This window comes from Streptomyces sp. NPDC052910, from assembly GCF_055585605.1.
This window is the reverse complement of the sequence record NZ_JBVJJR010000003.1, coordinates 280541-293612: the sequence shown is the minus strand read 5'-3', so window position 1 is coordinate 293612 and position 13072 is coordinate 280541. Positions and strand designations below refer to the sequence as shown.

Genomic DNA, 13072 nt, shown 5'->3' with positions numbered 1-13072 from the left:
AGGTGATTCCCCTGTCCCTCGCCGAGATCACCGCCCTCGTCGGCGGGCGGCAGCACGACATACCGGACCCGGACGTCCTGGCCACCGGCCCGGTCGTCTACGACTCCCGTGAGGTGGTCCCCGGCGGCCTGTTCGCGGCCTTCGCCGGGGAGCACGTCGACGGCCACGACTACGCCGGACGCGCCATCGAGGCCGGTGCGGTGGCCGTACTGGCCACCCGGCCCGTCGGCGTACCCGCCATCGTCGTCCCGGACGTCGTGGCAGCCCTCGGGGCGCTGGCCCGCGCGGTCGTGGAGCGCCTGGGCGCCACCGTCGTCGGCCTGACCGGCTCCGCCGGGAAGACCAGCACCAAGGACCTGATCGGGCAGCTCCTGGGCCGCCTGGGACCGACGGTGTGCCCGGCCGGCAACCTCAACAACGAGATCGGCCTCCCGGTGACCGCCCTGCGCGCCACCGAGGAGACCCGCCACCTCGTCCTGGAGATGGGTGCCCGCGGCGTCGGCCACATCCGCTACCTCGCCGAGCTCACCCCGCCGCGCATCGGCCTCGTGCTCAACGTCGGCTCCGCGCACATCGGCGAGTTCGGCGGCCGGGAGCGCATCGCGCTGGCCAAGGGCGAGCTGGTGGAGGCGCTGCCGGCGGCGGCCGAGGGCGGCGTCGCGGTGCTCAACGCCGACGACCCGCTGGTCCGCGCCATGACCTCGCGCACCAAGGCCCGTACGGTCCTGTTCGGCGAGGCCGCCGACGCGGACGTGCGGGCGGCGGACGTCCGCCTCACCCCGGACGGCCGGCCCGCCTTCACGCTGCACACCCCCACCGGGTGCGCCGAGGTGACCATGCGGCTGTACGGTGAGCACCACGTGTCGAACGCGCTCGCCGCCGCCGCCGTCGCCCACGAGCTGGGCATGCCCGTGCAGGAGATCGCCTCCGCGCTCTCCGAGGCGGGCCAGCTCTCCCGCTGGCGGATGGAGGTCACCGAGCGCGCGGACGGCGTGACGATCGTCAACGACGCCTACAACGCGAACCCCGAGTCCATGAAGGCCGCGCTCCGCGCGCTGGCCGCCATGGGCGAGACCGCCAGGGCGCGGGGGGGCCGCACGTGGGCGGTGCTCGGCCGGATGGCCGAGCTCGGCGAGGAGTCGCTCGCCGAGCACGACGCGGTCGGGCGGCTGGCCGTCCGGCTCAACGTCAGCAAGCTCGTGGCAGTCGGGGACAGGGAAGCGGCCTGGCTGTGCATGGGCGCCTACAACGAGGGTTCGTGGGGTGAGGAGTCGGTGCACGTGTCCGACGTGCGGGCGGCGGTCGACCTGTTGCGCAGGGAGCTGCGCCCGGGAGACGTCGTCCTGGTGAAGGGGTCCAGGTCGGTCGGGCTGGAACAGGTCGCGGAGCAACTGCTCGCGGGTGAGGGCGAGGTCACCGGTCGATGAACCAGATCCTTGTCGCCGGAGTCGTCGGTCTCTTCCTGACGCTCATCGGCACCCCGCTGCTGATCAAGTTCCTCGCCCGCAAGGGCTACGGCCAGTTCATCCGGGACGACGGTCCGCGCGGTCACGCCGGGAAGAAGGGCACGCCCACCATGGGTGGCATCGCCTTCATCCTGGCCACCCTGGTCGCGTACGCCGTCACCAAGGTGGCGACCAGCAGCAAGCCGACCACCTCCGGCCTGCTGGTGCTGTTCCTGACCGCCGGCATGGGCCTGGTCGGCTTCCTCGACGACTACATCAAGATCGTCAAGCAGCGCAGCCTCGGCCTGCGGGCCAAGGCCAAGATGGCCGGCCAGTTGATCGTCGGCATCGCGTTCGCGGTGCTGGCCCTGCAGTTCGCGGACACCCGCGGCCAGACCCCGGCCTCCACCCGGCTGTCGTTCACCCAGGACTTCGGCTGGACGCTGGGCCCGGTGATCTTCGTGGTCTGGGCGCTGTTCATGATCCTCGCGATGTCGAACGGCGTGAACCTCACCGACGGCCTCGACGGCCTCGCCACCGGCGCCTCGGTGATGGTCTTCGGCGCGTACGTGTTCATCGGCACCTGGCAGCACGGCCAGTCCTGCGGCAACCCGCTGACCGCGGGCGCCGCCTGTTACGAGGTCAGGGACCCGCTCGACCTCGCCGTCGTCGCCTCCGCGCTGATGGGCTCCTGCTTCGGCTTCCTGTGGTGGAACACCTCGCCCGCCAAGATCTTCATGGGCGACACCGGCTCGCTCGCCCTCGGCGGCGCGCTCGCGGGACTGGCCATCTGCTCCCGCACCGAGCTCCTCATCGCCGTCCTCGGCGGTCTGTTCGTCCTCATCACCATGTCCGTGGTGATCCAGGTCGGCTCGTTCCGCCTCACCGGCAAGCGCGTCTTCCGGATGGCCCCGCTCCAGCACCACTTCGAACTCAAGGGGTGGAGCGAAGTCCTGGTGGTGGTCCGCTTCTGGATCATCCAGGGCCTGTGCGTGGCCGTCGGCCTCGGAATCTTCTACGCGGGATGGCTGGCCATCAAGTGACCACCTCGGAATTCCACGGCAAGCACATCACCGTCGCCGGCCTCGGCGTGAGCGGCGTCAGCGCCGCCCGCGCCCTGGCCGGCCTCGGCGCCCGGGTCACCGTCGTCGACGGCGGCGACGGACCGGCCCTGCGCGAGCGCGCGGCCGGTCTCGGCGACGCCGTCACCGTCCGGCTGAACGACGCCGACACCCTCCCCGAGGGCACCGACCTCGTCGTCACCTCGCCCGGCTGGCGCCCGGACAGCCCGCTGTTCACCGCCGCCGCCGAGGCCGGCGTCGACGTCGTCGGCGACGTCGAGATCGCCTGGCGGCTCCGCGGCGAGGGCGCGCCCCCGTGGCTCGCCGTCACCGGCACCAACGGCAAGACGACGACCGTCCGCATGCTCGCCTCCATCCTGGAGGCCGCCGGCCTGCGCACCGCCGCCGTCGGCAACATCGGCACCCCCATCGTCGACGTCGTGCTCTCCCAGGAGCCCTACGACGTCCTCGCCGTCGAGCTCTCCAGCTACCAGTTGCACTGGGCGCCCTCGCTGCGCGCCCACTCCGCGGCCGTCCTCAACCTGGCCCCGGACCACCTGGACTGGCACGGCTCGATGCGGGCGTACGCCGCCGACAAGGGCCGGGTCTACGAGGGCAACCGGGTCGCCTGCGTCTACAACACCGCCGACCCGCGCACCGAACAGTTGGTCCGCGACGCCGACGTCGAGGAGGGCTGCCGCGCCATCGGCTTCACCCTCGGCGCCCCCGGCCTCTCCGAACTCGGCGTGGTCGACGGCATCCTCGTCGACCGGGCGTTCGTCGCCGACCGGCAGCGCAACGCCCAGGAGCTCGCCGAGGTCTCCGACATCCACCCGCCGGCGCCGCACAACATCGCCAACGCCCTGGCCGCCGCCGCCCTGGCACGCGCCTTCGGCGTGGAGCCCAAGGCCGTCCGCGACGGCCTGCGCGCGTTCCGGCCGGACGCCCACCGCATCTCCCACGTCGCCGACGTGGCCGGGGTGGCGTACGTGGACGACTCCAAGGCCACCAACACCCACGCCGCCGAGGCGTCCCTGGCCGCCTACGAGTCCGTGGTGTGGATCGCGGGCGGCCTCGCCAAGGGCGCCACGTTCGACGAGCTGGTCACCGGTGCCGCCAAGCGGCTGCGCGGCGCCGTCCTGCTCGGGGCCGACCGGGCCCTGATCAAGGAGGCGCTGGCACGACACGCCCCGGATGTCCCGGTGGTGGACCTCGACCGGACCGACACTGGGGCGATGGCCGAGGCCGTCCGGGAGGCGGCCCGGCTCGCCGCCCCAGGCGACACCGTCCTGCTGGCCCCGGCCTGCGCGTCGATGGACATGTTCACCCACTACGGCGAGCGGGGCGAGGCGTTCGCGGCGGCGGTCCGGGAACTGGCCGGCCAGGCCGGGCCCGGGGAGTCCGCCGACGGCCGCGCCACGGAGAACTAGCCGCCACGGCCCCGCGCCGCGGGCCGGGCGGCCCGGAACAGCAGCGGAGGGGACCCGGATGTTGCACGCCGACCACGTCCACGCCACCGCGGGGCCGCCCGGGGCCTGGACGGCCCTCCGCGGGCCCTCCGCGCGTCCCCGGCCCGCCCGCCCCTCCGGCGCCGCCCCGGCCCGCGGGGCGGCGGGCAGGGGCCCGGGAACGGGCGGCCCGCCGCGCGGCCGGCTCCCCGGCGGCCCGGGCGGGCTGCGCGCGCTGCACGCCCGCGCCCGCCGCGCCTGGGACCGGCCCCTGACGGCGTACTACCTCATCCTCGGCGGCTCGCTGCTGATCACCGTGCTGGGCCTGGTGATGGTCTACTCGGCCTCCCAGATCAAGGCTCTGCAGAGCGGCCTCGCCCCCACCTACTTCTTCCGCAAGCAGCTCCTCGCCGCCGCCATCGGCACCGTCCTGCTGCTGACGGCCGCCCGGCTGCCGGTGAAGGTGCTGCGGGCGCTCGCCTACCCGCTGCTCGCCGTGTCGGCGTTCCTGCTCGTCCTGGTCCAGGTGCCCGGCATCGGCGAGACCATCAACGGCAACACCAACTGGATCTCCCTCGGCGGCCCCTTCCAGGCCCAGCCCAGCGAGTTCGCCAAGCTCGCCCTGGTGCTCTGGGGCGCCGACCTGCTGGCCCGCAAACAGCACAAGAAACTGCTCACCCAGTGGAAGCACCTCCTGGTGCCGCTGGTCCCCGTCACGTTCGTGCTGCTCGGCCTGATCATGATCGGCGGCGACATGGGCACCACCGTGGTGCTCACCTTCGTCCTCTTCGGCCTGCTCTGGGTCGCCGGCGCCCCCACCCGGCTGTTCGCCGGAGTGATCGGTGTCACAGGGGCCCTCGCCGTCCTGTTCATCAAGACCAGTGCCAACCGGATGTCCCGCCTGGACTGCATCGGCGCCACCGACCCGGGCGCCAACGACCAGTGCTGGCAGGCCGTGCACGGAATCTACGCGCTGGCCAACGGCGGCTGGTTCGGTGCCGGACTGGGTGCGAGCGTCGAAAAATGGGGCGAACTGCCCGAGCCCCACACCGACTTCATCTTCGCGATCACCGGCGAGGAGCTGGGTCTGGCGGGGACGCTGTCGGTCCTCGCCCTCTTCGCGGCTCTAGGCTATGCGGGTATCCGCGTGGCCGGACGCACGGAGGACCCCTTCGTGAGGTACGCCGCGGGAGCGGTGACCACCTGGATCACGGCCCAGGCCGTGGTCAACATCGGTGCGGTGCTCGGCCTGCTGCCGATCGCCGGTGTGCCGCTCCCGCTGTTCTCCTACGGAGGGTCCGCCCTGCTGCCGACCATGTTCGCCATCGGGCTCCTGATCGCCTTCGCGCGCGACGAACCCGGTGCGCGGGCGGCGCTGGCCATGCGGCAGCCTGGGGTGAGATGGAAGACGATGAGACGGCGCGTCAAGAAGCGGCCGTCCGGAGAGCGGTGAATTTCGGTGCATGTCGTACTCGCCGGCGGGGGGACCGCCGGCCACATCGAGCCCGCGCTCGCCCTCGCGGACGCCCTGCGCAGGCAGGACCCGACCGTGGGGATCACGGCGCTCGGCACGGAGCGCGGGCTGGAGACCCGGCTCGTGCCCGAGCGGGGCTATGAGCTGGGCCTGATCCCGGCGGTGCCGCTGCCGCGCAAGCCCACGCCCGAGCTGATCACCGTGCCCGGGCGGCTGCGCGGCACCATCAAGGCCGCCGAGCAGATCCTGGAGCGCACCAAGGCCGACTGCGTGGTCGGCTTCGGCGGCTATGTGGCCCTCCCCGGCTACCTGGCCGCCAAGCGGCTCGGCGTGCCGATCATCGTCCACGAGGCCAACGCCCGCCCCGGCCTGGCCAACAAGATCGGCTCGCGCTACGCGGCCGGCGTCGCGGTGTCCACCCCGGACAGCAAGCTGCGCAACGCCCGCTACGTGGGCATCCCGCTGCGCCGCACGATCGCCACCCTGGACCGGGCGGCCCTGCGCTACGAGGCGCGCGCCGCGTTCGGCCTGGAGCCGAACATGCCGACCCTGCTGGTGTCGGGCGGCTCCCAGGGCGCCCGGCGGCTGAACGAGGTCGTCCAGGCCGTCGCCCCGTCGCTGCAGCGCTCGGGCATCCAGATCCTGCACGCGGTCGGTCCGAAGAACGACGTGCCGCATGTCGACAACATGCCCGGAATGCCGCCTTACATCCCGGTATCGTATGTGGACCGCATGGACCTCGCGTACGCCGCGGCCGACATGATGCTCTGCCGCGCGGGCGCGATGACCGTCGCCGAACTCTCCGCCGTCGGGCTCCCGGCCGCCTACGTCCCGCTGCCCATCGGCAACGGCGAACAGCGGCTCAACGCCCAGCCGGTGGTCAAGGCCGGCGGCGGACTGCTGGTCGACGACGCCGAGCTGAGCCCCGAGTGGATCCACCACAACGTGCTCCCGGTGCTCACCGACCCGCACCGGCTGTACGACATGTCCCGCGCCGCCGCCGAGTTCGGCCGCCGGGACGCCGACGAGCTGCTGGTCGGCATGGTCTACGAGGCGATCGCCGCCCGCAGGGGCTGAGGTCGCGGGCAGGAGGCTGGGAAGCGTGGCCGGACCGACGACCGCCCGGCGCGGTGACGAACGGAACCGTAAGCCGAAGCGGAAGTCGCCGGCCGGCTCCTCCCAGGCTCCCAAGAACGCCGGCAAAGGCGGGAAAAAAGGCGGAAAAGAGGGCGGAAAGTCCTCGTCCGCCGGGACGGCGGGGGCCCGCACGGGCCTCCGCCGTTTCCTGCCCCGCCGCCCCCGCCTCGTCCTCTGGGCGGTCGCGGCCGTCCTCCTCGGCGCCGGCGCGGGCTGGGTGCTCTACGGCTCGGACTGGCTCCGCGCCACCCACGTGGACGTGGCCGGCGTCGAGGTGCTCTCCGCCGACGAGGTGCGCGAGGCGGCGGCCGTCCCGCTCGGCGACCCGCTGGTCTCCGTCGACACCGACGCCGTCGAGGAGCGGCTGCGCGAGCGGCTGCCCCGCATCGAGTCCGTCGACGTCTCCCGGGACTGGCCGCACGGCGTCGCCGTGGAGGTGACGGAGCGCCAGCCGCGGGCCATCGTCGAGAAGGGCGGGAAGTTCGTCGAGATCGACGGCTCCGGAGTGCGCTTCGCCACAGTCGACCGGCCGCCGGCCAAGGTGCCGCGGCTGGTGATGGAGGCCCCGGCGGGCGCCCCCGGCACCCGCCGCTTCGGGCGCCCCCGCCTCGAACGCGAGGGCGTGCGCGCCGCCGCCGCGCTCCCTGCCGAAGTGCGCCGCGACACCCGCGTGATCCGGGTACGCTCATACGATTCGATCATCATGGAGCTGACGGGTGGTCGGACCGTCGTCTGGGGCAGTGGCGAACGGGGCGATGCGAAGGCCCGTTCGCTGACCGCGCTGATGAAGGCGGCGCGAGGCGCGGACCACTTCGACGTGAGCGCCCCGGGTGCCCCTGCGGCGTCGGGGAGTTGACGGCGGTCGGGTACCGGCAGCACCCTGGTTGGCTACGCCTATGGGTGATCACATAGGGTGAAAAGAAAAACGGGAGGTTCGGCGTGTTCGTTGAACACGCGCCACTTGTCGACCTAGTGTCCTGTTCCGAGAACCCAGGGAACAGTGGCACGGGTAACCCTAAACTTCAACGTTAGGGTTCGGGTTGGCATTGCGAACCGTCCCCCAGGCATACGTAACTCGAGGCGAGAGGCCTTCGACGTGGCAGCACCGCAGAACTACCTCGCAGTCATCAAGGTCGTCGGTATCGGCGGCGGTGGCGTCAACGCCATCAACCGGATGATCGAGGTCGGTCTCAAGGGCGTCGAGTTCATCGCGATCAACACCGATGCACAGGCCCTGCTGATGAGCGACGCCGACGTCAAGCTCGACGTCGGCCGGGAGCTCACCCGGGGTCTCGGCGCCGGCGCGAACCCGGACGTCGGCCGCAAGGCCGCCGAGGACCACCGCGAGGAGATCGAGGAGGTCCTCAAGGGGGCCGACATGGTCTTCGTGACCGCGGGCGAGGGCGGCGGCACCGGCACCGGCGGCGCCCCCGTCGTGGCCAACATCGCCCGCTCGCTGGGCGCCCTGACGATCGGTGTGGTCACCCGCCCGTTCACCTTCGAGGGCCGCCGCCGGGCCAACCAGGCCGAGGACGGCATCGCCAGCCTCCGCGACGAGGTCGACACCCTCATCGTCATCCCGAACGACCGGCTGCTGTCCATCTCGGACCGTCAGGTGAGCGTGCTCGACGCGTTCAAGTCGGCGGACCAGGTGCTGCTCTCCGGCGTGCAGGGCATCACCGACCTCATCACCACCCCGGGCCTCATCAACCTGGACTTCGCGGACGTCAAGTCCGTGATGTCCGAGGCCGGTTCCGCGCTGATGGGCATCGGCTCGGCACGCGGCGACGACCGCGCGGTGGCCGCCGCCGAGATGGCCATCTCCTCGCCGCTGCTGGAGGCGTCCATCGACGGCGCCCGCGGCGTCCTGCTCTCCATCTCCGGCGGCTCCGACCTCGGCCTCTTCGAGATCAACGAGGCGGCCCAGTTGGTCAGCGAGGCGGCCCACCCCGAGGCGAACATCATCTTCGGCGCCGTCATCGACGACGCCCTCGGCGACGAGGTCCGCGTCACCGTCATCGCCGCCGGCTTCGACGGCGGCCAGCCGCCGGCCAAGGGCAGCCGCGACAAGGTGCTCGGCTCCTCCTACGGCCGCGAGGAGACCCCCGCCGCGCCGGCGCCGGCCGTGAGCCGCACCGAGCGCCCGGCCGAGCCGGTCCGCCCCTCGTTCGGCGGCCTGGGCAACGTGACCCCGCGCACCGAGGAGCCGGTCCCGGACCCGGTCCCGGTCGCCGAGGTCCCGCCGCCCCCGGTCGCCTCCCCGCAGGTGCCCCCGGCCCGCCCGTACCAGGACTCGACCGCCGAGGAACTGGACGTTCCCGACTTCCTGAAGTGACCCGGCAGGACGTGACCCCGGTGATAGGAAACCCGGCCCCGGACACCCGGGGACGGCCCCACGTGGCACACGCGAGCGGCGCGCACTTCGCCTTCACCGACCGGTGGGGCGGGGTGAGCGCCGCTCCGTATGCGGAGCTCAACCTGGGCGGCGCGGTCGGCGACGACCCCGCGGCGGTCCGGACCAACCGCGAGCGGGCGGCCCGTTCGCTGGGCATCGACCCGGCGGCGGTCGTCTGGATGCACCAGGTGCACGGCCGGGACGTGGCCGTGGTCGACGGACCGTGGGATGGGGGTACCTCCCATGCCGTCAAGGCTATGGGGGATGACGACGAGATCCCCGCGGTGGACGCGGTGGTGACGGACCGCCGGGGGCTCGCCCTCGCGGTGCTGACCGCCGACTGCACCCCCGTCCTGCTGGCCGACCCGGTCGCCGGGATCGCGGGCGCGGCCCACGCCGGCCGTCCCGGCCTGGTCGCCGGGGTGGTGCCCGCGGTGGTCGAGGAGATGACCGGGCTCGGCGCCGACCCGGCCCGGATCCTCGCGCACATCGGCCCGTCGGTCTGCGGCGGCTGCTACGAGGTGCCGGAGGCCATGCGCGCCGACGTCACCGCGGTGGTGCCCGAGGCGTGGGCCACCACCCGGTGGGGGACGCCGGCCGTGGACGTGGCCGCCGGGGTCCGGGCGCAACTCGCCCGAATGGGCGTCAGCCTCGCGGGGCAGTCGGACGTTTGCACGATGGAATCGGCGGACCACTTCTCCTACCGGCGCGACCGCGTCACCGGACGGCTCGCCAGTTATGTGTGGCTCGGCGACGACTGTCCGGACGACTGTGCGGGGGAAGGGGTGACGGGTCGATGACGGACCGTGGAGCGCAATTGGCCGACAACCTCGCCCGGGTGGAGGAACGTATCGCCCGCGCCTGCGCGGCGGCGGGCCGAAAGCGTGACGAGGTGACCCTGATCGTGGTCACCAAGACCTATCCCGCGAGCGACGTCCGGCTGCTCGCGGAACTGGGAGTCCGTCATGTCGCGGAGAACCGCGACCAGGACGCCGCCCCGAAAGCCGCGGAATGCGCGGATCTCCCGCTCACCTGGCACTTCGTCGGTCAATTGCAGACAAACAAAGTGAAAAGCGTGGTGAATTATGCCGACGTGGTGCACTCCATTGACCGGGTGCGACTGGTCACCGCGCTTTCCGCCGCCGCGGTACGGAAAGGCCGGGGACCCGGACGGGAAATCGGCTGTCTGATCCAGGTGGCCCTCGACGCGGAGACCGGCGACGGCGCCGGCCGCGGCGGCGTCGCGCCGGACGGGGTGGCGGCCCTCGCCGACGCCCTGGCCGAGGCCGAGGGGCTGCGCCCGGCGGGGCTCATGACGGTCGCTCCGCTGGCCGGGCCCTACGCGGGCCGGCCCCGGGAGGCCTTCGAGCGGCTGCGGGAAATCGCAACGGACCTGCGCGCGGCGCATCCGGCTGCGAACATGGTGTCCGCGGGAATGAGCGCGGATCTGGAGGACGCCGTGGCGGCGGGTGCGACACATGTACGCGTCGGCACAGCGGTACTCGGAGTCCGACCCGGCCTCGGGTAACGTCGCCAAGAGTCGGACCACAGCACAAAATATGGTCATTCCCGTCAAAAGGCGGGCGGACCAAGTGGATCCAGCGCCGTTGAGGAGCCGATCCACCACAGAGCGGAGGACGCAGAGAATGGCCGGCGCGATGCGCAAGATGGCGGTCTACCTCGGCCTCGTGGAGGACGATGGGTACGACGGCCGGGGATTCGATCCCGATGACGAGTTCGAGCCCGAGCCGGAGCCCGACCGGCGCCGGCAGCAGCACCAGCAACACCAGGCGCAGCAGACGCAAACGGACGAACCGGTACGGGTCGCCCAGCCGCCGGCACAGCGTGAACCGGCTCCGCTGACAGCGGAAACGGGACGACCCGCCCGAATCGCCCCCGTGTCGTCCATCACACCCGAACGCCACTCCCTGGAGAAGAACGCACCGGTGATCATGCCCAAAGTTGTGTCCGAGCGGGAGCCTTACCGCATCACGACATTGCACCCTCGGACCTACAACGAGGCCCGTACCATCGGGGAACACTTCCGTGAAGGCACCCCGGTGATCATGAATCTGACCGAGATGGACGACACCGACGCGAAGCGACTTGTCGACTTCGCCGCGGGTCTGGTCTTCGGCCTCCACGGCAGCATCGAACGGGTGACGCAGAAGGTGTTCCTGCTGTCTCCTGCTAACGTCGATGTCACGGCGGAGGACAAGGCCCGCATCGCAGAGGGCGGGTTCTTCAACCAGAGCTAGAGACGCACAATCAGGCAATGCCGGTGAGAGACGGTCAATAGGCCGGGCACAAGGGGAGAGGGAAGCGCGAGGATGGACATCGCACGGCAGGTGGTCTACATCGCGCTGTACGTCTTCCTCATGGTGCTCATCTTCCGGTTGGTGATGGATTACGTCTTCCAGTTCGCCCGCTCGTGGCAACCCGGTAAGGCGATGGTGGTCGTCCTTGAGGCCACCTACACTGTCACCGATCCGCCACTCAAGCTTCTGCGGCGGTTCATCCCGCCGCTGCGTCTCGGGGGCGTGGCGCTCGACCTGTCCTTCTTCGTACTGATGATCATCGTCTACATCCTGATCACCGTCGTGGAGCGGCTGTGAACGCGGCTGTGAACGATACGGTCTTGCCGATTGCCGACGACTACGTTGAGGTGAAGAAGAGATGCCGCTGAGCCCCGAGGACGTGCGGAACAAGCAGTTCACGACCGTCCGCCTCCGAGAAGGCTATGACGAGGACGAGGTCGACGCCTTTCTCGACGAGGTCGAGGCCGAACTGACCCGCCTGCTCCGGGAGAACGAGGACCTGCGCGCCAAGCTGGCGGCAGCGACCCGAGCCGCGGCGCAGAACCAGCAGCAGCAGAACATGCGCAAGCCCGAGCCGCAGGACCAGCGACCAGGTCCCGGGGCGCCGGTGCCCGCCGCCATATCAGGCCCGCAGCCGGTGCCGCCGAACCAGCAGCAGATGGGCGGCCCGCCGCAGCTTCCGGGCGGTGCCCCGCAGTTGCCGGCCGGGCCGGGCGGACACGGCCACGGTCCCCAGGGCCCGCACGGCGCGGGTCCGATGGGACAGAACCCCATGGGCCAGGGCGGTCCGATGGGTGGCCCCATGGGCGGTCCCATGGGTCAGGGCGGTCCCGGCCCCATGGGCCAGGGCGGTCCGATGGGCCAGGGCGGTCCCGGCCCGATGGGTCAGGGCGGCCCGATGGGCGGCCCCGGTCCCCAGATGCAGCAGCAGGGCCAGGGCCCGGGTGGCGACAGCGCCGCTCGTGTGCTCTCGCTCGCGCAGCAGACGGCCGATCAGGCGATCGCGGAGGCCCGCTCCGAGGCCAACAAGATCGTCGGCGAGGCCCGCAGCCGCGCCGAGGGCCTGGAGCGGGACGCCCGCGCCAAGGCCGACGCGCTGGAGCGGGACGCGCAGGAGAAGCACCGTGTGGCCATGGGCTCCCTGGAGTCCGCCCGCGCCACACTGGAGCGCAAGGTCGAGGACCTGCGCGGCTTCGAACGCGAGTACCGCACGCGGCTGAAGTCCTACCTGGAGAGCCAGCTCCGCCAGTTGGAGAACCAGGCGGACGACTCGCTCGCCCCGCCGCGCGCCACCAACGCCCCGTCGCTGCCGCCGGCCCCCTCGATGAGCGGGTCCATGGCGTCGGCCGGTGCGGGCATGGGTGGTCACAGCATGGGCGGCAACTCGTCCATGGGCGGTGGCCACGGCCAGTCGTCGGGCAACCAGTCGTACGGCGGCCAGCAGCAGATGTCGCCCGCGATGACCCAGCCGATGGCCCCGGTACGGCCGCAGGGGCCGCAGCCGATGCAGGCGCCCTCGCCGATGCGCGGGTTCCTCATCGACGAGGACGACAACTGACGGGCTTCGCCCGTTAGCGGGTGTCGTCGGACAATCACCAACGGGCCGGGCCCCGGGGATATCCCCGGGGCCCGGCCCGTTGTCGTGTGGTGTGCGCATGTATGCTGATCGGCAGCGCCGGGGTGTGTAGTTCAGTAGGTGGAACGCCTCGATGGCATCTAGGATGACGGCGGTTCGATTCCGTCCCGCTCCGGCGCGTTGGCTTTGGTGGAAGGGTGGGGCCCCGGTCCCGCCCT

At 71.9% G+C, this 13072-nt stretch carries 12 protein-coding genes; all 12 read left to right on the top strand.

What is annotated here, in order from left to right; translation table 11 throughout:
• Nucleotides 1–2: 2 nt before the first annotated feature.
• Complete coding sequence (locus ACZ6X9_RS12280; protein ID WP_469777916.1) at nucleotides 3–1427, top strand: UDP-N-acetylmuramoyl-tripeptide--D-alanyl-D-alanine ligase; 1425 nt, start codon at nucleotides 3–5, stop codon at nucleotides 1425–1427.
• On the top strand, nucleotides 1424–2488 hold the full coding sequence (gene mraY / locus ACZ6X9_RS12275; RefSeq protein ID WP_223766829.1) for a phospho-N-acetylmuramoyl-pentapeptide-transferase: 1065 nt from the start codon (nucleotides 1424–1426) through the stop codon (nucleotides 2486–2488). Before ACZ6X9_RS12280 ends, mraY begins: the two co-directional genes overlap by 4 nt.
• Nucleotides 2470–3936, top strand: a complete 1467-nt coding sequence (murD, locus tag ACZ6X9_RS12270; RefSeq protein ID WP_469777915.1) for a UDP-N-acetylmuramoyl-L-alanine--D-glutamate ligase — start codon at nucleotides 2470–2472, stop codon at nucleotides 3934–3936. Before mraY ends, murD begins: the two co-directional genes overlap by 19 nt.
• Before the next feature lie 58 nt (nucleotides 3937–3994).
• Nucleotides 3995–5407, top strand: a complete 1413-nt coding sequence (gene ftsW / locus ACZ6X9_RS12265; protein ID WP_469777914.1) for a putative lipid II flippase FtsW — start codon at nucleotides 3995–3997, stop codon at nucleotides 5405–5407.
• A 6-nt stretch (nucleotides 5408–5413) separates the two neighbouring features.
• The gene (gene murG, locus ACZ6X9_RS12260; protein WP_469777913.1) at nucleotides 5414–6505 is read left to right on the top strand and encodes an undecaprenyldiphospho-muramoylpentapeptide beta-N-acetylglucosaminyltransferase; all 1092 of its coding nucleotides are present in this window, start codon (nucleotides 5414–5416) and stop codon (nucleotides 6503–6505) included.
• Nucleotides 6506–6530: 25 nt separating this feature from the next.
• Nucleotides 6531–7421 (top strand): cell division protein FtsQ/DivIB, encoded by an 891-nt coding sequence (locus ACZ6X9_RS12255; protein ID WP_469777912.1) that lies wholly within the window; start codon nucleotides 6531–6533, stop codon nucleotides 7419–7421.
• 240 nt (nucleotides 7422–7661) lie between these two features.
• Nucleotides 7662–8900, top strand: coding sequence for a cell division protein FtsZ (gene ftsZ, locus ACZ6X9_RS12250; RefSeq protein WP_004955836.1), 1239 nt, complete (start codon nucleotides 7662–7664; stop codon nucleotides 8898–8900).
• A 62-nt stretch (nucleotides 8901–8962) separates the two neighbouring features.
• On the top strand, nucleotides 8963–9760 hold the full coding sequence (pgeF, locus tag ACZ6X9_RS12245; protein WP_469777911.1) for a peptidoglycan editing factor PgeF: 798 nt from the start codon (nucleotides 8963–8965) through the stop codon (nucleotides 9758–9760).
• Nucleotides 9757–10488, top strand: coding sequence for a YggS family pyridoxal phosphate-dependent enzyme (locus ACZ6X9_RS12240; RefSeq protein ID WP_469777910.1), 732 nt, complete (start codon nucleotides 9757–9759; stop codon nucleotides 10486–10488). Before pgeF ends, ACZ6X9_RS12240 begins: the two co-directional genes overlap by 4 nt.
• A gap of 118 nt (nucleotides 10489–10606) precedes the next feature.
• Complete coding sequence (locus ACZ6X9_RS12235) at nucleotides 10607–11218, top strand: cell division protein SepF (RefSeq protein ID WP_469777909.1); 612 nt, start codon at nucleotides 10607–10609, stop codon at nucleotides 11216–11218.
• Nucleotides 11219–11290: 72 nt separating this feature from the next.
• The gene (locus ACZ6X9_RS12230; RefSeq protein ID WP_469777908.1) at nucleotides 11291–11575 is read left to right on the top strand and encodes a YggT family protein; all 285 of its coding nucleotides are present in this window, start codon (nucleotides 11291–11293) and stop codon (nucleotides 11573–11575) included.
• Between the two features lie 61 nt (nucleotides 11576–11636).
• Complete coding sequence (locus ACZ6X9_RS12225) at nucleotides 11637–12836, top strand: DivIVA domain-containing protein (RefSeq protein WP_469777907.1); 1200 nt, start codon at nucleotides 11637–11639, stop codon at nucleotides 12834–12836.
• Nucleotides 12837–13072: the final 236 nt, after the last annotated feature.

What these genes read in the sequence shown, in the direction of transcription:
- ftsW (WP_469777914.1), top strand. Translation starts at nt 3,995, where the DNA reads ATGTTGCACGCCGACCACGTCCACGCCACCGCGGGGCCGCCCGGGGCC.
- ACZ6X9_RS12225 (WP_469777907.1), top strand. Translation starts at nt 11,637, where the DNA reads ATGCCGCTGAGCCCCGAGGACGTGCGGAACAAGCAGTTCACGACCGTC.
- mraY (WP_223766829.1), top strand. Translation starts at nt 1,424, where the DNA reads ATGAACCAGATCCTTGTCGCCGGAGTCGTCGGTCTCTTCCTGACGCTC.
- ACZ6X9_RS12230 (WP_469777908.1), top strand. Translation starts at nt 11,291, where the DNA reads ATGGACATCGCACGGCAGGTGGTCTACATCGCGCTGTACGTCTTCCTC.
- murD (WP_469777915.1), top strand. Translation starts at nt 2,470, where the DNA reads ATGGCTGGCCATCAAGTGACCACCTCGGAATTCCACGGCAAGCACATC.
- ACZ6X9_RS12240 (WP_469777910.1), top strand. Translation starts at nt 9,757, where the DNA reads ATGACGGACCGTGGAGCGCAATTGGCCGACAACCTCGCCCGGGTGGAG.
- ACZ6X9_RS12235 (WP_469777909.1), top strand. Translation starts at nt 10,607, where the DNA reads ATGGCCGGCGCGATGCGCAAGATGGCGGTCTACCTCGGCCTCGTGGAG.